We start from the raw sequence: 20224 nt of genomic DNA on the forward strand, positions 1-20224 counted from the left end.
TCGATGTTTCCCAACTCATCTCTCAAGTGCGGGGCGCATCATAGCAAACTCATTTAAGCTGTAAAGATTTTTCTTGTAATTTTGAATTGAATGCTGCCTTTTTGGGCAAAGATGTCAGTAATTAGCCATAAAGCGTATGAAAACAACAGTTAAACTTACACTTTATTTATCTCCATTTACATTCATTGACGTTATTCATTCCTTTTCCAGAGTACAATGCATACAGTTTTTCCAGACAGAATCATAAACAATGAAAAATAAAATTATTCTGAGTCTTTTAACGTTTTCCACTGTGATGGCAATGCCAGTGGTAAGCGCCGAGAGGAGAGGGCCTTCCGCCACCACAGTGGTGACTGAGCAAGTGAAAATTCACCAAGTTTCTCAATCCCTTTCGCTCGTTGGTAAGTTGGAAGCAGAGCAGTCAGTCGTTATTTCACCAGAAGTCGCGGGTAAGGTAGAAAAAATTGCAGTCAAAGCGAGCCAAGAGGTAAAAAAAGGCCAACTGCTTATTCGACTCAACGATGACAAAGCTCGAGCTGCCGTTGCGGAAGCTAGGGCGTACCTCAAAGATGAGCAACGTAAACTTAAAGAGTTTGCACGGTTAGTAAAAAGAAATGCGATTACTCAAACAGAAATTGATGCGCAAAAAGCGAGTGTCGCAATTGCACAAGCGCGTTTGGATGCCGCTAATGCGGAATTAAAAGATCTGCATATCACGGCTCCATTTCCTGCCACTGTTGGTTTTATTGATTTCAGCTTGGGTAAGATGGTGAGCGTCGGTTCGGAGCTGTTTACGCTTGATAACCTCTCGGTGATGCAGCTTGATCTGCAAGTGCCAGAGCGATACCTCTCCCAACTCTCGACTGGTATGCAAGTGATGGCAACAACATCCGCATGGGGAGAGCAAACTTTTGAAGGTGAAGTGGTTGGTATCGACTCTCGTATCAATGAAGAAACATTGAACCTGCGCGTACGTATCCATTTTGATAATGCAGAGCGCAAACTCAAGCCGGGTATGCTGGTGTCCGCGAACATGGATTTTCCGGCTATTGAAGCGCCGATCATTCCCGTTCAAGCACTCGAGTACTCCGGAACTAAACGCTATGTGTACGTTGTTGGAAGCGATAACAAGGCGAAAAGAACCGAAGTGGTGCTAGGAGCTCGCGTTGATAACCTTGTTGTGATTGAAAAAGGCTTAGATATTGGTCAGAAGATTGTCGTACAAGGGATCGTAAATATGCGCGACGGTGCATCGGTCAAAGAATTAGGTCAAAGTGGTAAAGGTAAAGCGACCACTACGAAAAAAGAGGGCAGTAACTAATGTTGTTGTCTGATGTTTCGGTCAAAAGACCCGTGGCGGCGGTCGTACTGAGCTTATTGCTGTGCGTGTTTGGTATTGTTTCTTTTACGAAGTTAGCTGTCCGTGAAATGCCCGATATCGAAAGCCCAGTGGTGTCGATCAGCACTCGTTATGAAGGGGCGTCAGCGACCATCATCGAAAGCCAGATTACTTCTATACTCGAAGATCAGCTATCGGGGATCAGTGGTATCGATGAAATTGCTTCGACAACGCGTAATAGCAGCTCCCGAATTACGATTACTTTTGAACTAGGTTACGATCTCAACACTGGCGTAAGTGATGTTCGGGATGCGGTCGCGCGTGCTCAGCGCGCCTTACCGGATGAAGCGGACGATCCTATCGTCTATAAAAACAATGGTTCCGGACAAGCGTCGCTTTATATCAATTTAAGCTCTTCTGAGATGGATCGAACACAGCTCACGGATTACGTTGAACGAGTTCTGATGGATAGATTCAGCTTAATTTCAGGTGTGAGCTCGGTTGATATCTCAGGTGGCTTGTACAAAGTGATGTACGTTAAGCTCAAGCCAGAGCAAATGGCTGGCCGTGGTGTGATTACTTCTGACATTACCTCCGCACTGCGCAGTGAAAACCTTGAAAGCCCTGGTGGGGAAGTACGCAACGATCAAATTGTGATGTCAGTTCGCACTGCGCGTAGCTATAACCAAGTGGAGGACTTTCAGTATTTAGTGGTGAAGCGCGCCAGCGATAATTCTCCTATCTATTTAAAAGATGTCGCGGATGTCTACCTGGGTGCGGAGAACGAAAGTTCCACCTTTAAAAGCGATGGTGTGGTGAACGTGAGCATGGGGATTGTGCCGCAATCTGATGCCAACCCATTAGAGGTTGCTGACCTTGTGCATCAAGAGGTGGATAAAATCCAAAAGTTCTTACCTGAGGGGACGCGGTTAGCGATTGACTACGATTCGACGGTGTTTATCGACCGCTCAATTTCTGAGGTGTACAACACCCTGTTTATCACGGGTGGCTTGGTCATTCTGGTGCTCTATATCTTTATTGGCCAGGTCAGGGCGACATTGATTCCTGCGGTGACAGTGCCCGTGTCGTTAATTTCATCATTTATCGCCGCTTACTACTTTGGCTTTTCAATTAACTTAATTACCTTGATGGCGCTGATCCTCTCGATTGGCTTAGTTGTGGATGACGCCATCGTGGTGGTAGAAAATATTTTTCACCATATTGAAAGAGGTGAAAAACCGTTACTTGCCGCGTACAAAGGAACGCGAGAGGTCGGCTTTGCGGTTGTTGCAACCACTCTGGTCCTTGTGATGGTGTTCCTGCCTATCTCATTTATGGATGGCATGGTCGGACTGTTATTTACCGAGTTTTCTGTGTTGCTGGCGATGTCAGTGATCTTCTCTTCACTGATTGCACTGACTTTAACCCCTGTACTTGGCAGTAAACTACTTAAAGCGAACGTCAAACCGAACCGTTTTAGTTTGCTGGTAGAGCGACTATTCAAGCGATTAGAAAGTGGCTACCGAAAAGTGCTCGTGGGGGCATTGAAGTGGAAGTGGAGTGCGCCGCTGATCATCTTAACGTGTATCGGCGGAAGTTGGGGGCTGATGCAGCAGGTACCTTCGCAACTGACTCCGTCAGAAGATCGTGGTGTGTTACTCGCTTTTGTTCGCGGTGCCGATGCGACCAGTTATAACCGAATGTCCGCTAATATGGACATCGTTGAAGAGCGATTGCTACCCCTGTTAGGACAAGGCTTCCTTAAATCTTTCAGTATTCAGTCGCCGGCATTTGGCGGCAATGCAGGAGATCAAACGGGCTTTGTGATTATGATCCTAGAGGACTGGAATGAGCGCGAAGTAACAGCCCAACAAGCCTTAGGAGAAGTGAGGAAAGCCTTAGCGGGTATGCCTGATGTTCGCGTCTTTCCTTTTATGCCCGGATTTCGTGGTGGCTCTAGTGAGCCGGTTCAATTTGTTTTAGGTGGTTCTGACTACCCTGAACTCAAACAGTGGGCGGAAGAGTTAGAACGCCTAGCGGAAGAATCTCCGTTTATGGAAGGAGCGGACATCAACTACTCTGAAAAAACACCAGAGTTAGTGGTGACGGTAGACACGCAACGTGCCGCTGAGCTGGGCATTAGTGTTGCAGATATATCAGATACACTTGAAGTGATGCTCGGGGGTAAAAGTGAAACGACGTTTGTGGAACGCGGTGAAGAATACGATGTGTATTTACGCGGAGATGAGAACAGCTTCAATAACGCTTCTGATTTAAGTCAGATTTACCTGCGCACCTCGTCTGGTGAATTGGTGACGCTCGATACGGTTACTAAAATTGAAGAGGTAGCATCGTCTATCCGTTTGGCTCACTACAACAAGCAAAAGTCCATCACCATCACGGCTAACCTAGTCGAAGGTTATACGTTAGGTGAGGCGCTAGATTTTCTTGATCAAAAAGCGATAGATCTGCTGCCTGGAGACATTTCTGTCAGCTACTCAGGTGAGTCGAAAGATTACAAAGAGAACCAATCCAGCGTATTGGTGGTGTTCGCTTTAGCTATGCTGGTGGCGTATTTGGTGCTTGCCGCGCAGTTCGAAAGCTTTATCAACCCGCTGGTGGTGATGTTTACCGTGCCGATGGGCGTATTTGGTGGTTTCTTAGGGCTTTTCTTAATGAATCAAGGACTGAATATTTACAGCCAGATAGGCATGATCATGCTGATCGGTATGGTGACCAAAAACGGTATTCTTATCGTGGAGTTTGCTAACCAGTTGCGCGATCGCGGTTTTGCATTTGAACAGGCGATTGTGGATGCATCTGCTCGCCGCTTAAGGCCAATTATGATGACAGCGTTTACAACGTTGGCAGGCGCTATCCCATTGCTTATTTCGACTGGCGCGGGTTATGAGAGCCGAGTGGCCGTTGGTACGGTGATCTTTTTTGGGATGGGCTTTGCAAGCTTAGTGACATTATTTGTAATTCCATCGATGTACCGTCTGATTTCAATCAACACTCACTCGCCTGGGTATATCGAAGCTGAGCTAAATAAAGAACTCAGCCACGATGTAAAAGCACGAGCGACCCACTAAAAATCAAAGCCCGCTAGCAAACTAGCGGGCTTTATTATTTGAAGAGGAGATTTACTTAACCGTAATTAACAGTATACCTGGTTGGCTTGTGATTCATCGCGAGCACTAGGTTGAGTAAAATAGCACCGACTATCGATAGACCGATAATTTGCGGCGAAACAAAGAAGAATGACGCCACTAAAATGCAGATATCAATGGCTAATTGAGATTTGCCAACGGAAATGCCGAATTTATCTTGAATAAACAGACACAGCACATTGAAGCCGCCCAGGCTTGAACGGTGACGGAACAAAATCAACATTCCCAGCCCCATCAGTAAGCCGCCAGCAACCGCACAGTAGATTTCATTCACGGTTTCCAATTTGATGACCAAATAAAGGTGGTCGGCAAAAATTGAAACCAGCGCTCCGGATATTGCACTGTTGAATGCAAAGCGAGCGCCAAAACGCTTCCAAGCGAGCAGATAAAAAGGGCTATTGGAGAAGAAGTACAGCGTACCAAATGAAACGGGAACAAATTGGCTTGCCAGTAGGGCTAATCCCGTTGTACCGCCAGTCAGCAAGCTAGCGGATTGTAGGAAGAAGACGCCCTGGGCAACCAAAAAGGTCCCAGTCAGAATCGCAATCCAATCTTCTTTGCGTGAGTGTTTTTCCATCAAATTGAAACTTTTACAGTAAATAATGGCGCGAATACTAGTGAAAAGTTAAGGATTTCGGTAGCTTGAGAGGGAAATTTAAGGTAAACCTATGTAATTATCGTTTTACGGGTGTAAAGGATAAGATTGACACATCTTTTTGAGAGGTTATCAAAGAGATATGCTCATTATGACATCCGTTGTAAAACACTATGAAAAATCTGCATGAGAAAATAAAAATTTTCTCTTTATGACCAAGATCAATTTATGTAGAATGCGCGTCATTAGCTTGATGCAAACGTTTGCGTTGGTGTCATAAGTAGGTTTTTTGAAACTTTAAGTCTAAATCTGAGTCAGGAGATACAGATGCTAAAGCGTGATATGAACATCGCGGATTACGATGCGGAATTGTTCGCAGCTATCCAAGAAGAAACCCTTCGCCAGGAAGAACACATCGAACTGATTGCTTCTGAAAACTACACAAGCCCACGTGTAATGGAAGCTCAAGGTTCTCAGCTAACAAACAAGTATGCTGAAGGTTACCCAGGCAAGCGCTACTACGGTGGTTGTGAGTACGTAGACAAAGCTGAATCTCTAGCGATTGAGCGTGCATGTAAACTGTTTGGTTGTGAGTACGCAAACGTACAGCCTCACTCAGGTTCTCAAGCAAACAGCGCGGTCTACATGGCGCTTCTTAACCCAGGCGACACAGTTCTAGGTATGAGCCTAGCGCACGGTGGTCACCTGACTCACGGTTCTCCTGTAAACTTCTCAGGTAAGCACTACAACGTTATCCCTTACGGTATCGATGAAGCTGGTCAAATCAACTACGACGAGATGGAACAGCTAGCGCTTGAGCACAAACCTAAGATGATCATCGGTGGTTTCTCAGCGTACTCTCAAATCGTTGATTGGAAACGCATGCGTGAAATCGCAGACAAAGTGGACGCTTACCTATTCGTAGATATGGCTCACGTTGCAGGTCTTATTGCAGCAGGTGAATACCCAACGCCAGTTCCACACGCACACGTTGTAACGACAACGACGCATAAAACGCTAGCAGGTCCACGTGGTGGCCTTATCCTGTCTAACGCTGGCGAAGACATGTACAAGAAACTTAACTCAGCAGTTTTCCCTGGTGGCCAAGGTGGTCCTCTAATGCACGTTATCGCGGGTAAAGCAGTAGCGTTCAAAGAAGCAATGGAGCCAGAATTTAAAGCTTACCAAGCGCGCGTAGTGAAAAACGCAAAAGCGATGGTTGCTCAGTTCCAAGAGCGTGGCTACAAGATCGTGTCTAATGGTACAGAAAACCACTTGTTCCTTGTTGACCTAATCGACAAAGATATTACAGGTAAAGATGCCGATGCAGCGCTAGGTGCAGCAAACATCACTGTAAACAAGAACTCAGTACCAAACGACCCTCGTAGCCCGTTTGTGACTTCTGGTATCCGTGTTGGTACTCCAGCGATCACTCGTCGTGGCTTCACTGAAGAAGACGCGAAAGAGCTAGCAAACTGGATGTGTGACGTACTGGATAACATCGGCAACGAAGAAGTTATCGAAGCGACAAAACAGAAAGTTCTGGCTATCTGTAAGCGTCTGCCAGTTTACGCATAACTTTGTTTGTAAACGATAGTTTCTTTATAGAGTGAGCCGATTTCGGTGTCGAACATACGTATTTGCTCACGCAAACTCCGTGTGTGCTCCTAGAACTCGACGCATCTATTTTGCAAATTGAACTATTAAAGGTCCTCAATTGAGGGCCTTTTTATTTGCCTGGTGTTTTTTGAGCGAGAGAGGTTTGTGAAAGGGAGCGTTCTGGCAGGAAAATTACTCACTTATTGAGATTACGGATACAAAAAAGCTGGCTTAGTCAGCCAGCTTTTAGAGGCTTGAGTCGATTGAACTTTTAACCGACTTCAATACCTTGCGCTTGAAGATCTGCGTGGTATGAAGAACGCACGAATGGGCCACAAGCTGCGTGAGTAAAGCCAAGCTCAAGTGCGATCTCTTTAAGCTCGTCAAACTCTGATGGTGGAACGTAACGTTCTACAGGTAGGTGGTGGCGGCTTGGTGCTAGGTATTGACCCAGTGTTAGCATAGTCACGCCGTGTGCACGTAGATCTTTAAGTACTTCAATGATCTCTTCTTTCGTTTCGCCAAGGCCCATCATTACTCCAGACTTTGTCGGGATATCAGGGTGTTGTTCTTTGAACTTCTTAAGTAACTCTAGAGACCACTTATAGTTCGCACCTGGGCGAGCTTTACGGTACAGGCGAGGAGCGGTTTCTAAGTTATGGTTAAATACATCTGGCGGATTATCTTTCATTAGATCCAGTGCCACATCCATACGACCACGGAAGTCAGGAACCAGAGTTTCTATCTTGATGTGTGGGTTAAGCGCACGGATTTCGCGGTTACAGTCAGCAAAGTGCTGTGCACCACCATCACGAAGGTCGTCACGGTCTACCGAGGTAATCACCACATACTTTAACTTCATGTCGGCGATGGTTTTCGCTAGTTTTTTAGGCTCTTCTGCTTCAGGAGCAAGTGGACGACCATGGGCAACATCACAGAAAGGGCAGCGACGAGTACAGATAGCACCAAGGATCATAAAGGTAGCAGTACCATGGTTAAAGCACTCTGCTAAGTTAGGGCATGAAGCTTCCTCACACACTGAGTGAAGGTTGTTCTTACGCATCGCCGATTTAATATCTTGGATGCGTTGGCTGTCAGCAGGCAGCTTGATCTTCATCCATTCTGGCTTACGCAGGACTTCTTTTTGCTCAGTTGGCATGTTCTTAACAGGAATCAATGCCATCTTGTCGGCGTCGCGGTATTTAACGCCTTTTTCCATTTGGATTGGTTTACTCATGCTTCTCTTTACTTCTCTTACTGTGTATCGCGTAGGGGGGCTTCTGTGTTGAATTCCACTTGATCGTAACCAAGCAAAGTAACAAGTTCTTCGACTAATGTCTTTTCTACTTGTTCAAGATCTGCTGGTCCACCAAGTTGGCTCACTTGAACCATTTCCATTCCTGCATAGCCACATGGATTGATACGTAAGAATGGTGTGAGATCCATATTTACGTTTAAGGCCAAACCATGGAAAGAGCAGCCTTTGCGGATTCTAAGTCCTAAAGAACAGATCTTCTTACCATCAACATAGACGCCAGGCGCATCAGGTCGTGCTGCTGACTCAATATTGTAATTCTTTAGTGTTTTGATCACGAGGTTCTCTATGTGAGTAACAAGATCACGCACACCTAACTTTTTACGACGTAGATTTATCAGGAAGTAAGCGACCAATTGGCCTGGGCCATGATAAGTCACTTGACCTCCACGATCACTTTGGACCACGGGAATGTCTCCCGTATTCAGAAGATGCTCTTCTTTACCGGCTTGCCCCTGAGTGAATACTGGATTGTGCTCTACAAGCCAAACTTCATCCCGGGTCTCTTCAGTGCGTTTATCTGTGAAATCATGCATTGCTTGCCAAATTGGCTCGTAATCTTGTCTTCCCAGATATCTAACAACAAGCTGGTTTTGCATTCCTGATCCTACCGTCAGTTAATAAAGTTTTGAGATTATAAACTGGTTCTGATTTTTCAACTATATACCAGCAACACATTTTTAACCCTAGTATATTTGCAGGATTATTATCTGCTTGATATTTAAAAAGAAAGCAGCTTTCGCTGCTCTCAAAATAAATTGAATATATCAAATAATATTATAGAACCATGCGTACAATGTCGATCTCACCTAACTCTTTGTACAGAGTCTCTACTTGTTCGATAGAGGTTGCGGTGATATTGATTGATACTGAGTGGTAGTTGCCCTTAGCACTTGGCTTAATTGTTGGGCTGTAATCACCTGGAGCATGGCGTTGGATCACTTCAAGTACCTTTTCTGGTAGTTCTGGTTTCGCATGGCCCATTACTTTATAAGTAAAAGAACATGGGAACTCTAGCAGGTCTTTCAGTTTTGCATCTGAGTTAATATTCAGCATAGGAAACTCCAAGTTGGAAAGTCGGTATAGCAGCGCGGAATAGTACTGCTATTAACATTAAATCTCAAGCTGTCCTCATCGTACCCTATGAGGACAAAAAAGCCGCACACAGCGACTTTTTATTATCGTAGCTACTAAGTCTTTGAATAAAAATATTGTTTAAATATTCATCAAGTCTTACTGGCTGATATGGCAATTATTGGGGGTTACAGAAAACTTTTAACAAGCATAACAATGTAATCCCACAGACGGCTAAATAGGCTGCCTTGTTCTACATCTTCCAGAGCAAGAAGCGGGTATTCAGCAATGTCTGAGTCTTCTAGTTGGTAGTATAGTTTACCAACCACGTCACCTTTCATAATTGGGGCTTTAAGCTCTTTTTCAAGAACAAAGCTCGCTTTCAGGTTTTTTGCCTGGCCGCGAGGAAGAGTGACATAAGTATCTTGATCTAGACCAAGTGCAACGGTGTCTTTGTCGCCCATCCAGATTTTTTCTTCAACAAACGTTTCGCCAGCTTTGTGAGGAGCGATTGTTTCGAAGAAACGGAAACCATAGCTAAGTAGCTTTTTGCTTTCTGACTTACGAGCATTTTGGTTTTTTGTACCCATGACAACAGCAACAAGGCGCATTTTACCTTCTGTTGCTGAGCTCACTAGGCTGTAACCTGCATTGCTGGTATGGCCGGTTTTAATGCCGTCCACGTTCATGCTTTTATCCCAAAGCAGACCGTTTCGGTTGTATTGGGTAATGCCGTTGTAAGTGTATTTCTTTTCCGAGTAAATGCGGTACTCGTCTGGTACGTCTTTAATCAGCGCGCTACCTAGAAGAGCCATATCGTATGGTGTTGAGTATAGATTTGGGTCATCTAGGCCGTGAACGTTGGCGAAGTGCGTATTTTCCATACCAATCGTATCGGCCCATGCGTTCATCAGGTCAACAAAGGCATCTTCAGAGCCAGCAATATGTTCTGCCATCGCAACACAAGCATCGTTACCAGACTGAATGATGATGCCTCGGTTTAAGTCTTCAACTTTTACCGTTGTACCGACTTCGATGAACATCTTTGATGAATCTGGGAAGTTTTTAGCCCATGCGTTTTTGCTGATGGTGACGTCATCTTGCAATGAGATATTGCCACGCTCTAGCTCTTGACCAACCACATAACTGGTCATCATTTTGGTCAAGCTTGCAGGAGAAAGCTGAGTGTGCATCTCTTTCTCGGCTAACACTTTGCCTGAATGGTAATCCATTAGAACGTAGCCTTTCGCCGCGATCATTGGTGCATCAGGAACAACAATAGGCGTTGCAAAAGTAGGGGATGCGAAAGTTGCGGAAAGCGCAATAGAAGACGCAAGAACGGAATTAATGAGCGTTGTTTTTTTCATATTGACTACAAGTTTATCTCTAACTGTCCATATCTTAACAGAATCAATTCTCTAAGACACTGCCAGTGCAGTGACCAGGATGGATGACGCTATAATGATTTAATAAATGCACTCGAATGACCGAGCGCCTTAACTTGTTCTAGTGCTTTTTGAGTGAGCATATAATCGGTAAAAGGTCCTAAAAATACTCGATGAAGACTTTTTTCTGACCCGACATAACTGTCTACTTCAAGCCTTTGACCTAAGTCTTCAGCTAAAGTTCGTACTCGACCTTCATGTTGTGATGAAGCGACTTGAACAACGTATTTGGGTAAGGCTTTTTGTTTTCTTGGATCGGTGGGTTGATCCATGGTGATGACTTTGATGGATACCTTGGCTGTGCCAGTGCGAATAACATCCAACTTAGCAGCAGCGGCGTAGCTTAAATCAATAATTCGTCCTTCATGGAAGGGGCCGCGATCATTGACTCTAACGATGACTTTTTTGCCATTACCTTTATTGGTGACTTCCACATAGCTCGGTAGCGGTAATGTTTTGTGCGCTGCAGACATAGAGTACATGTCGTAGACTTCACCATTGGAAGTTAGGTGACCATGAAACTTTTTACCGTACCAAGAAGCATAGCCTTCTTGAGTAAACCCCTTAGGCTCTTGGACGATTTTGTAGCTTTGACCGCGAAGGTTGTAGTTTTTGTTGCCACCTAAACTATAGGGTTCATATTGAGGATGTGCATCTTCAATATGATCTACAGAGATGGGGCTGTCCGGTGCAAGGTCATCATCGATAGAATAACGCTTTGAAGGCGAAGATGAGCAGCCTGCTAATAGTACGCTCGCACAGGCAAGTGTTAGAAGGTAATTGTTTTTCATCATTATATTGCCTTAGAAAATGCTTTTCTATGAGTGTGGATAGACATCAGAATGCCAAAACCTGCCATTAGCGTCACCATGGAGGTGCCACCATAACTGATTAAAGGCAAAGGGACGCCCACAACGGGAAGAATGCCGCTAACCATACCGATATTTACAAAAACGTATACAAAGAAGCTGAGTACAATACTACCTGCCATCATGCGTCCGAAGGCCGTCTGAGCTTTACCTGCTAGGTATAAACCACGGCCGATTATAAATAAGTAAAGGCACAGCAGCCCAAGAATACCGATAAGCCCCCATTCCTCAGAAATTACCGCGAAGATGAAGTCAGTATGACGCTCAGGCAAGAATTCAAGCTGTGACTGAGTGCCTTGTAGCCAGCCTTTACCTGAAATCCCCCCAGAGCCGATGGCTATTTTACTCTGAATAATATGGTAGCCCGCACCTAATGGGTCGGATTCAGGATTAAATAGAGTACGAACTCGCACTTTTTGATATTCACGCATCAAGAAGAACCAAAGTACGGGTAAAAATGCCCCTAACGCACAGGCTGCGCCGAAAATGATTCTCCAACTGATACCGGATAAGAAAATAACAAAGATACCAGAAGCCGCGATCAGGATAGAGGTTCCGAGGTCTGGTTGCTTAGCAATCAGAATAGTTGGAACAAAGACCATGACCAAGGATAGCAGCAAAGTCTGTAGAGATGGTGGTAGTGAACGCTTACCAATATACCTTGCGATCATTAAAGGTACCGCGAGCTTTAAGAGCTCTGATGGCTGGAAGCGCACAAAACCAAGGTTTAGCCATCGTTGTGCCCCTTTAGAGGCTTCACCAAAAAAGAGCACACCCACAAGTAATACCACGCCCACGAAAAACATCAGCGGTGCTAAAGATTCATAGGTTCGGGGAGAAAACTGGGCAAGCAGCAGCATAACGCCAAGCGATAAGCCCATACGCATCGCTTGGCGATCCATCATTTCTAAACTTTGGCCACTGGCACTGTACATGACGACCAGCCCAAAGCCCATCAGAACCAAAATGCCTAAGAGCAGTGGTAGGTCGAGGTGAAAGCGTTCAAAAAGGGCACGGTTTTCCCCAGTTGCTGGATTTAAATCCATCAGTTATCCGCCTCTTTTTTATCTAGGATGACACGGTCAAAAATTTTACGCACTACAGGAGCCCCTTGTGATGAGCCTCCACCAGCGTTTTCTAACACCATGGTGACGATAAGCTTTGGATCATCGGTAGGTGCAAAGCCAGTAAATAGTGCGTGGTCACGTAAGTGCTCTGCGATTTCATCCGCGTTGTATTTTTCATTTTCGCCAAGGCCAAAGACCTGTGCTGTCCCTGACTTACCTGCACTCATGTATTCTGTTTTTACAAAAGCTCGACGTGCAGTGCCTTTTCTACCATGATTCACAAGACGCATGCCTTCAACGGCAATGTCCCAGTAGCGGTCTTGAACCCCAGTGATAGGAGGGTAAGTTTCGATTTCTGCCTCACGCTGGTTTTCGAAACCTTGTCCATTCTCTATGGTTGATCTCAATAAGTGGGGCGCGATTACTTCACCGCGATTGACCAACACAGAGGTCGCTTTGGCGATCTGCATTGGTGTTGCCGTCCAGTATCCCTGGCCAATCCCAACAGGGATGGTGTCACCTTGATACCAAGGCGTGCGGTGCCTAGCCATTTTCCATTCGCGAGTTGGCATATTGGCTTTGCTTTCCTCGTGAATATCGATGCCAGTGTAATCACCAAAACCAAACATCATCATCCAACGCGAAATACGGTCAATGCCCATGTCGTAAGCCATCTGATAGAAGAAAGTGTCAACAGATTCTTCTATCGATTTCACGATATCCACTTTGCCATGCCCCCAACGACGCCAATCTCGAAATGGTTTGGTTCGTGAGTTTGGAATTCTCCAGTAGCCCGGATCATTGCGTGTGGTATTTGGAGTTATCACGCCTTCCTGCAGTGCTGCCACTGCCATAAATGGTTTGATGGTTGAAGCGGGAGGGTAAATGCCCAGTGTTGCTCGGTTAACCAGAGGGCGATCCTTGTTATTTAACAGCGCGCTGTATGCTTTACCAGAAATGCCATGCACAAATGGGTTAGGGTCGTAACTCGGGCTTGAAACCATTGCCAGTACACCGTTGTCTTTAGGGTCAAGTACCACTGCGCTACCGCGTCTATCATCAAGAAGCTGATGGACATAAAGCTGCAGATTGATGTCGAGGTTAAGTACGATGTCTTGCCCTGGGATCGGTGGTACGTACTTTAGAGTACGAATAATACGACCACGGCTGTTCACTTCGACTTCTTGATAACCGGCTGTACCATGAAGCATATCTTCGTAGTAACGTTCGATACCTAGCTTGCCGATATCACGAGTAGCTTGATAATTGGAGTATTTCTCTTGTCGAATCAAGCGTTGTACGTCTCGATCATTGATACGAGAAACGTAACCAATAACGTGAGTGAGTACTTCGCTATATGGGTAGTGTCGCTTCAATGATGCGTTGACGGACACACCAGGGAACTTATGCTGATTAACTGAAAACTTGGCGACTTGCTCTTGAGTTAACTGACTTAATAGCGGTACAGACTTAAAGCGGCGCGTTTGCTTGCGCTCTTTATGAAATCGCTCGATTTTCTCTGGCTCAATGGTCAGGATCTCTTGTAGACGAGCGATGGTTTCATCCATATCGTCTATTTTTTCGGGGGTGACGTCCAAGCTAAATACTGGACGGTTTTCAGCCAGCAAAACGCCATTTCGGTCGTAGATTAACCCGCGGTTCGGAGCAAGAGGGACGACTTTAATACGGTTATCATTGGAACGTGTTTTGTAATCCTGATACTGATTGATCTGGATGTTGTAGAGGTTGGTAACCAAGATTCCCATCATGGCTACGATGCCAATGAAAGCGACAATAGCACGATTCTTAAATAATCGTGCTTCTTCTTGATAGTCCCTGATTCGGGCACGCTTCCTTAACATGAATCATTATTCTCGGTGGTAAGGGTGGTTCGCAGTAATGCTCCACGCTCGGTATAAACTTTCTGCCATCACAATGCGGACTAATGGATGTGGTAGTGTCAACGCTGACAGAGACCAACTTTGGTCCGCTGCTGCTTTACAGGCTGGTGCTAATCCTTCTGGTCCGCCAATCAAAATTGATACATCACGACCATCTAGTTTCCAGCTTTCTAACTGCTCTGCAAGCTGTGGGGTGTCCCACTTTTTACCAGGGATGTCTAGGGTAACAATTCGACTGCCCTTTGGCACGGCTGCGAGCATCGCTTCGCCTTCTTTTTGCAGAATTCTTGCAATATCGGCATTTTTTCCGCGTTTTCCGGCTGGAATTTCAACAAGTTCTAAAGGCATATCATGAGGGAAGCGGCGACGGTATTCTTGAAAACCTTCTTCAACCCACTTTGGCATTTTTGTGCCAACAGCAATCAGTTGTATCTTCATGCATTAGCCCCAAAGCTTTTCAAGTTGGTAAAGCTCTCTTTGCTCTTCTTGCATCACGTGTAGAATCGTCGTCCCCATATCGAGTACAACCCACTCACCCTGTTCTTCACCATCAATGCCTAAAGGTTCAACGCCTGCTAATTTAGACTCTTTTGCAACATGGTCGGCGATGGAAGAGACGTGACGTTTTGACGTTCCCGTACAGACAATCATGTAGTCTGTAATGCTAGATTTCCCTTGAACATCAATCGTCATGATGTCCTGTGCTTTCATGTCATCGACCTTATCTACTAAAAAATCATTAAGCTCTTTAAGTTGCAAGGTGGTGTCCTCGTTGTTTCATCTGGTTCAAATTAAGGCGGCGAAGTATATCACGCTTTTCATAGCTTCACGTTAGGTTGACATATCTCAACACTTAACTGATGTAATAATGGCCAGCTCGATTGGTCGTACTGAGTTTTGGTCAAAATTTCCACTTTCGCTAGTAACTGCACGAGCTGACGGAGTCGTACAGCAGGCAGCCGATTGAGTGCGGCAGAATAAAGTGGGCGCTTCGATTGCCAAATTTTGTAACGTTCAAACACTTGGCCCATAGGGGCGGTGTTTAGCATCTGTGACATTGCGAGCAGCTGGGAGAGTTCTTTCTGAATGGTTCTCGCGAGTATAACGACCTCGACCCCTTCGGCTTCCAGTTGGCGCATGATCCTTTGAGCACGGTTGGCTTTACCGGCAAGAAGGGCATCTACCCAGTGAAAGGCGGTAAAGTGGTTGTGTCGACTCAATGATTCTTCTAAGCGAATTAAATTCAGTTGCCCATCAGGATAGATTAGCGCCAGTTTCTCTAAGCTTTGTGTTAGGGCAAATAGGTTACCTTCATGCCATTGGGCTAACATTTGCACCGCTTCGGGATCTGGCTGCAGATTGAGAGCACGGCAACGAGCCTGAACAAATTGCGGCAATCTTTGAATATCGGGAGTTAGGCAGTTGACCCAACAACCCTTGTTCGAAAGCGCTTTAAACCACTTTGCGTTCTCTTGGGCTTTGGTGAGCTTACTTCCAACCAAAACAAGAATGATGTCATCGTGCAAGAGTTCTGAAATGGCCAGCAACTCTTTGGCGATAGCCGCGTTGACGCCTGTTTCTGGGAGCTCTAATTCAATCAGTTGACGAGCGGAGAAAAGACTCATTGCTTGGCAACAGTCGTAAACGACATTCCAATCAAAAGAAGAGTCTATAGAGAAGCGATGTCGCTCTTCAAAGCCTTGGGTAAAGGCTGCTTTTTGGATGGCTTGACGAGACTCTTGCAAAAGCAAAGGCTCGTTACCAAAAATAAGATAAGTAGGCTGGAGCTGCTTATTGAGCTGCTCCGCTAATCTGTCAGCGAAAATGCGCATTGTGGCCTCTTATTGAGCGGATACGGCTTGTTTGTCGCTGGTGTCGTTATCGGTATTGAAGGTGTTAATTTGATAAGTATTATCTTCAGTATCGAGAGCATTCGGTGTTTGTGTGTTTTGCTCTAAATCCGCTTTTAGACGAGCCATCTGACGGATGATTTGCGTTGCTGCAAGCTTGCGCATTTCATCTTCAATCATTTCACGTTCAACCGATTTAGCCAGAGCGCTGAGTGGGTTATCTAGATAGCTACGCGTCACGCTGGTAGAGAAAGTCTTTGCGCCCACTTCTGGTGCTGTCACACGGTATGAGGCGTTAAACGTGATCTCTTTTTCTGCGGCACGTGTGTTTTGATAAAGAGATAATGTCCTTTCACTGACGCTTTCGCTGATCAGGTGCAGGTTAGGTACATTTTCCGCCGGAGGTACGATGTTTATCTCGGTCAGACGAAGCTGACCTTTCATCATTCTGGTGAACGTGCTGTAGGAATCGTAGCTGGTTAGAGAGAGTGTGTTAAGCTCTTCCGGAATAGAGTAATCGCCTCGAAGGTGGAAACCACATCCAGTGAGTAGACTAGCTGTGAGGATAGCCGCTGTGAGCTTGACAGAAGAAAGTGAAAACAGGCGTGATGCTCTACGAAACATAGACTAATGACTCTCAATTATTGGAATACTTATCTTAACACTTTATGAAATGTGTAAAGCGTTAAGATAAATAAAGCAGGGCGCATTCACACCCTGCTTAAGACTTCGTTGAACCCGATTAGTTCGCAACGATGTTTAGAAGTTTACCTGGTACGTAAATCACTTTACGAATGGTTTTGCCTTCGGTGAACTTAGTAACGTTCCCATCATTTAGGCCAAGCTCTTCAACTTGCTCTTTGCTTGCATCTGCTGCAACCGTCAGTTTTGCGCGTAGCTTACCGTTTACTTGAACAACGATCAGTTTTTCGTCTTCAACCAGCGCTTTCTCATCAAATGCTGGCCATGCCGCGTTGTCGATGTCTGACTCACCTAGCGCAGTCCATAACTCGTATGAGATGTGCGGAGTGATAGGGTAAAGCATGACAACGATCGCTTTCAGTGCTTCGTCAAGGATTGCACGATCTTGTGCTGATTCTTGAGGCGCCTTCGCGAGCTTGTTCATCAGTTCCATGATCGCTGCGATTGCGGTGTTGAACGTTTGACGACGAGCGATATCATCCGTTACTTTGGCGATAGTTTTGTGAACGTCACGACGAAGTGCTTTTTGGTCACCAGTTAGTGCTGCTGCATCTACTGCTTCTGCTGCACCTTTTAATGTGTGCTCGTTAACCAGCTTCCAAACACGTTTCAGGAAGCGGTTTGCACCTTCTACACCAGACTCTTGCCATTCAAGTGTCATGTCTGCTGGAGACGCGAACATCATGAACAGGCGTACTGTGTCAGCGCCGTACTTGTCTACCATTTCTTGTGGGTCGATACCGTTGTTCTTCGACTTAGACATCTTGATCATGCCTGAGTGCTCAACGTTGCGGCCTTGGTTATCGACTGCTTTCTCGATGCGACCTTTACCGTCACGTTCGATTGTCACGTCAGTAGGCGCAACCCACTCTTTGGTGCCTTTTTCGTTCGTGTGGTAGAACGCATCCGCTAACACCATGCCTTGACATAGTAGCTGTTTGAACGGCTCGTCAGATGTTACGTAGCCCGCATCGCGAAGCAGTTTGTGGAAGAAGCGAGAGTACAGTAGGTGCATACAAGCGTGCTCGATACCACCGATGTACTGGTCTACTGGTAGCCAGTAGTTTGCTTTTTCTGGATCTAGGATGTCGTCTGCTTGCGGTGAACAGTAACGCGCGTAGTACCAAGAAGATTCCATGAACGTATCGAACGTATCTGTCTCACGTAGAGCAGGTTCGCCGTTGAATGTGGTCTTCGCCCATTCTTTATCTGCTTTGATTGGGCTGGTTACGCCGTCCATTACCACGTCTTCTGGAAGAATCACTGGTAGTTGGTCAGCAGGTACTGGGTGAACTTCACCGTCTTCAGTCGTTACCATTGGGATTGGTGCGCCCCAGTAACGTTGACGAGATACACCCCAGTCGCGTAGACGGAAGTTTACAGTCTTAGTGCCTTTGCCTTCTGCTTCTAGCTTCGCTGCAATTGCATCGAACGCCGCTTGGAATTCTAGGCCGTCGAACTCACCTGAATCGAACAGTACACCTTTCTCTGTGTATGCTGCTTCAGAGATGTCTAGCTCGCTGCCATCAGCAGGCTTGATAACTGGCACTATGTCTAGGCCGTACTTCGTTGCGAACTCGTAGTCACGTTGGTCGTGTGCAGGTACTGCCATTACCGCGCCTGTACCGTAGTCCATCAATACGAAGTTTGCTACGTATACTGGTACTTCACGGCCGTTCAATGGATGAATAGCAGTAAGGCCAGTTGCCATACCTTTTTTCTCCATTGTTGCTAGCTCTGCTTCTGCAACCTTGTTGTTCTTACAGTCTTCGATGAACGCCGCAAGCTCTGGGTTGTTCTCCGCTGCTAATGCGGCAAGAGGGTGACCCGCTGCGATACCTACGTAAGTCACACCCATTAGCGTGTCTGGACGCGTGGTGTAAACTTCTAGGTCTTGCTGGCCTTTTACTTCGAACTTAAGCTCAACGCCTTCAGAGCGGCCGATCCAGTTGCGCTGCATGGTTTTTACCATTTCAGGCCAGCCGTCTAGGTTGTCTAGGTCGTCTAGTAGTTCTTGCGCGTATTCAGTGATCTTGATGAACCACTGAGGGATCTCTTTTTGCTCTACAGGCGTATCACAACGCCAGCAACAACCGTCTTCAACCTGTTCGTTTGCTAGAACAGTTTGGTCGTTTGGACACCAGTTAACAGAAGATGTCTTTTTGTAAACCAAGCCTTTTTCATACAGCTTAGTGAAGAATTCTTGTTCCCAGCGGTAGTACTCAGGCGTACAAGTTGCGAACTCACGGTTCCAGTCGTAACCAAAGCCTAGAAGTTTAAGCTGGTTCTTCATGTATTCGATGTTTTCGTAAGTCCAAGGTGCTGGCGCAGTTTTGTTTTTTACTGCTGCGTTTTCTGCAGGTAGACCGAACGCATCCCAACCTATTGGTTGCATCACGTTTTTGCCTTGTAGGCGTTGGAAACGAGATACTACGTCACCGATGGTGTAGTTACGCACGTGACCCATGTGCAGTCGACCACTTGGGTATGGGAACATAGATAGACAGTAGAATTTTTCTTTATTTGGGTCTTCACTTACAACAAAGGTTTTGTTGTCGTCCCAGTGCTTTTGAACTTTCTGTTCAATGTCTTGTGGGTTGTATTGTTCTTGCATCGATGATATCCGGTTATCTTGGAATTTGTGAGTTCGGTTAGAACAGACATTAATAGATCGTCATAGAATACCTAAAGGAGAGAGGTACAACAATAGCCTACACTCTTCAAATCTTAGTAAGGAGGGTAACTATGCCTAAACGTAAAGAAGGTTATGAGGAAATGTTTGAGGACGTGGTTGATACACTCAAACATAGTCCGGAAGAAGTTAACCGCGTTTTAGAAACATCTGGTAAGGTTGTTGGAGCTGCCAATGATTTAACCAAAGATGAGATAGCGCTGGTTTCCGCTTACGTTAAATCGGATTTAAAAGAGTTTGCCGAGAACTATGAAGAGTCGAAAAGCGGCCCTTTCTATCTTATGGTTGCTGATTCCATTTGGCAGGGTTTACTGGAAATTACCGACCGCACGAAGGTGGAGTGGGTGGAGCTTTTTGAAGATCTTGAGCACCAAGGGTTATACCAGGCGGGAGAAGTGATTGGACTCGGGGTATTAGTCTGTGACCAATGTGGTCATAAAACCGAATATAACCATCCGACTGTTATTATTCCTTGCACTAAATGCGGCTGTACAGGTTTTAGCCGACAATCGCTCAAGCCATAAGTTATGTCTCAATGTACGCTGATGGTTTAAACAAATTGAAACACCCGATATCAGGATTTGGTATCGGGTGTTTTTAATTGTC

Annotated in this window: 17 protein-coding genes; 4 read left to right on the forward strand and 13 right to left on the reverse strand. The window is 45.7% G+C overall.

The annotated features are described in order from the left end of the window. Positions 1 to 250 precede the first annotated feature (250 nt). Positions 251 to 1321: an efflux RND transporter periplasmic adaptor subunit gene (locus tag VNE01S_RS14050; RefSeq protein ID WP_053396887.1), complete on the forward strand. Its 1071-nt coding sequence runs from the start codon at positions 251 to 253 to the stop codon at positions 1319 to 1321. After that, complete coding sequence (gene vexH / locus VNE01S_RS14055; protein ID WP_053396888.1) at positions 1321 to 4431, forward strand: vibriobactin export RND transporter permease subunit VexH; 3111 nt, start codon at positions 1321 to 1323, stop codon at positions 4429 to 4431. The genes VNE01S_RS14050 and vexH overlap by 1 nt, the downstream gene beginning before the upstream one ends. 55 nt (positions 4432 to 4486) lie before the next feature. Here vexH and VNE01S_RS14060 read toward each other — a convergent pair whose 3' ends face one another. After that, positions 4487 to 5086, reverse strand: a complete 600-nt coding sequence (locus VNE01S_RS14060) for a YitT family protein (RefSeq protein WP_053396889.1) — start codon at positions 5084 to 5086, stop codon at positions 4487 to 4489. 345 nt (positions 5087 to 5431) lie between these two features. Here VNE01S_RS14060 and glyA point away from each other — a divergent pair, with 345 nt between their 5' ends. Further along, the gene (gene glyA, locus VNE01S_RS14065; protein ID WP_053396890.1) at positions 5432 to 6682 is read left to right on the forward strand and encodes a serine hydroxymethyltransferase; all 1251 of its coding nucleotides are present in this window, start codon (positions 5432 to 5434) and stop codon (positions 6680 to 6682) included. A 292-nt stretch (positions 6683 to 6974) separates the two neighbouring features. Here the strand turns inward: glyA and lipA are convergent, their stop codons facing one another. The 12 genes from lipA to leuS form a co-directional block, all read right to left on the reverse strand. Continuing rightward, positions 6975 to 7940 (reverse strand): lipoyl synthase, encoded by a 966-nt coding sequence (gene lipA, locus VNE01S_RS14070; protein WP_053396891.1) that lies wholly within the window; start codon positions 7938 to 7940, stop codon positions 6975 to 6977. Positions 7941 to 7957: 17 nt separating this feature from the next. Then, a complete protein-coding gene (lipB, locus tag VNE01S_RS14075; RefSeq protein ID WP_053396892.1) occupies positions 7958 to 8617 on the reverse strand; it encodes a lipoyl(octanoyl) transferase LipB in 660 nt (219 codons plus the stop codon). Positions 8618 to 8795: 178 nt separating this feature from the next. Beyond that, a complete protein-coding gene (gene ybeD, locus VNE01S_RS14080) occupies positions 8796 to 9074 on the reverse strand; it encodes a DUF493 family protein YbeD (protein ID WP_053396893.1) in 279 nt (92 codons plus the stop codon). Between the two features lie 206 nt (positions 9075 to 9280). Beyond that, positions 9281 to 10459, reverse strand: coding sequence for a serine hydrolase (locus VNE01S_RS14085; protein WP_053396894.1), 1179 nt, complete (start codon positions 10457 to 10459; stop codon positions 9281 to 9283). Between the two features lie 89 nt (positions 10460 to 10548). Further along, positions 10549 to 11331: a septal ring lytic transglycosylase RlpA family protein gene (locus VNE01S_RS14090; RefSeq protein WP_053396895.1), complete on the reverse strand. Its 783-nt coding sequence runs from the start codon at positions 11329 to 11331 to the stop codon at positions 10549 to 10551. Further along, complete coding sequence (rodA, locus tag VNE01S_RS14095) at positions 11331 to 12452, reverse strand: rod shape-determining protein RodA (protein ID WP_053396896.1); 1122 nt, start codon at positions 12450 to 12452, stop codon at positions 11331 to 11333. The genes VNE01S_RS14090 and rodA overlap by 1 nt, the downstream gene beginning before the upstream one ends. After that, positions 12452 to 14335, reverse strand: a complete 1884-nt coding sequence (gene mrdA, locus VNE01S_RS14100) for a penicillin-binding protein 2 (protein WP_053396897.1) — start codon at positions 14333 to 14335, stop codon at positions 12452 to 12454. Before mrdA ends, rodA begins: the two co-directional genes overlap by 1 nt. Before the next feature lie 6 nt (positions 14336 to 14341). Further along, positions 14342 to 14812 (reverse strand): 23S rRNA (pseudouridine(1915)-N(3))-methyltransferase RlmH, encoded by a 471-nt coding sequence (gene rlmH / locus VNE01S_RS14105; protein ID WP_053396898.1) that lies wholly within the window; start codon positions 14810 to 14812, stop codon positions 14342 to 14344. A 3-nt stretch (positions 14813 to 14815) separates the two neighbouring features. Further along, a complete protein-coding gene (rsfS, locus tag VNE01S_RS14110; protein WP_053396899.1) occupies positions 14816 to 15133 on the reverse strand; it encodes a ribosome silencing factor in 318 nt (105 codons plus the stop codon). 59 nt (positions 15134 to 15192) lie between these two features. Further along, a complete protein-coding gene (holA, locus tag VNE01S_RS14115; protein ID WP_053396900.1) occupies positions 15193 to 16206 on the reverse strand; it encodes a DNA polymerase III subunit delta in 1014 nt (337 codons plus the stop codon). 9 nt (positions 16207 to 16215) lie between these two features. Further along, the gene (locus VNE01S_RS14120) at positions 16216 to 16848 is read right to left on the reverse strand and encodes an LPS-assembly lipoprotein LptE (RefSeq protein WP_053396901.1); all 633 of its coding nucleotides are present in this window, start codon (positions 16846 to 16848) and stop codon (positions 16216 to 16218) included. A 118-nt stretch (positions 16849 to 16966) separates the two neighbouring features. After that, entirely contained in the window at positions 16967 to 19540 is a 2574-nt protein-coding gene (leuS, locus tag VNE01S_RS14125; protein WP_053396902.1) for a leucine--tRNA ligase, read from the reverse strand. A gap of 131 nt (positions 19541 to 19671) precedes the next feature. On the opposite strand from leuS, the gene VNE01S_RS14130 reads away from it, so the two are divergent. Continuing rightward, positions 19672 to 20142, forward strand: a complete 471-nt coding sequence (locus tag VNE01S_RS14130) for a zinc ribbon-containing protein (RefSeq protein WP_053396903.1) — start codon at positions 19672 to 19674, stop codon at positions 20140 to 20142. Positions 20143 to 20224 lie beyond the last annotated feature (82 nt).

It is taken from the genome of Vibrio nereis NBRC 15637 (genome assembly GCF_001591105.1).
In the GTDB taxonomy this organism is placed as follows: Bacteria; Pseudomonadota; Gammaproteobacteria; order Enterobacterales; family Vibrionaceae; genus Vibrio; species Vibrio nereis.

Excerpts from the sequence above, each read along its gene's own strand:
- VNE01S_RS14050 (WP_053396887.1), top strand. The coding sequence starts at position 251 with ATGAAAAATAAAATTATTCTGAGTCTTTTAACGTTTTCCACTGTGATG.
- vexH (WP_053396888.1), top strand. The coding sequence starts at position 1,321 with ATGTTGTTGTCTGATGTTTCGGTCAAAAGACCCGTGGCGGCGGTCGTA.
- VNE01S_RS14060 (WP_053396889.1), bottom strand. The coding sequence starts at position 5,086 with ATGGAAAAACACTCACGCAAAGAAGATTGGATTGCGATTCTGACTGGG.
- glyA (WP_053396890.1), top strand. The coding sequence starts at position 5,432 with ATGCTAAAGCGTGATATGAACATCGCGGATTACGATGCGGAATTGTTC.
- lipA (WP_053396891.1), bottom strand. The coding sequence starts at position 7,940 with ATGAGTAAACCAATCCAAATGGAAAAAGGCGTTAAATACCGCGACGCC.
- lipB (WP_053396892.1), bottom strand. The coding sequence starts at position 8,617 with ATGCAAAACCAGCTTGTTGTTAGATATCTGGGAAGACAAGATTACGAG.
- ybeD (WP_053396893.1), bottom strand. The coding sequence starts at position 9,074 with ATGCTGAATATTAACTCAGATGCAAAACTGAAAGACCTGCTAGAGTTC.
- VNE01S_RS14085 (WP_053396894.1), bottom strand. The coding sequence starts at position 10,459 with ATGAAAAAAACAACGCTCATTAATTCCGTTCTTGCGTCTTCTATTGCG.
- VNE01S_RS14090 (WP_053396895.1), bottom strand. The coding sequence starts at position 11,331 with ATGATGAAAAACAATTACCTTCTAACACTTGCCTGTGCGAGCGTACTA.
- rodA (WP_053396896.1), bottom strand. The coding sequence starts at position 12,452 with ATGGATTTAAATCCAGCAACTGGGGAAAACCGTGCCCTTTTTGAACGC.
- mrdA (WP_053396897.1), bottom strand. The coding sequence starts at position 14,335 with ATGTTAAGGAAGCGTGCCCGAATCAGGGACTATCAAGAAGAAGCACGA.
- rlmH (WP_053396898.1), bottom strand. The coding sequence starts at position 14,812 with ATGAAGATACAACTGATTGCTGTTGGCACAAAAATGCCAAAGTGGGTT.
- holA (WP_053396900.1), bottom strand. The coding sequence starts at position 16,206 with ATGCGCATTTTCGCTGACAGATTAGCGGAGCAGCTCAATAAGCAGCTC.
- VNE01S_RS14120 (WP_053396901.1), bottom strand. The coding sequence starts at position 16,848 with ATGTTTCGTAGAGCATCACGCCTGTTTTCACTTTCTTCTGTCAAGCTC.
- leuS (WP_053396902.1), bottom strand. The coding sequence starts at position 19,540 with ATGCAAGAACAATACAACCCACAAGACATTGAACAGAAAGTTCAAAAG.
- VNE01S_RS14130 (WP_053396903.1), top strand. The coding sequence starts at position 19,672 with ATGCCTAAACGTAAAGAAGGTTATGAGGAAATGTTTGAGGACGTGGTT.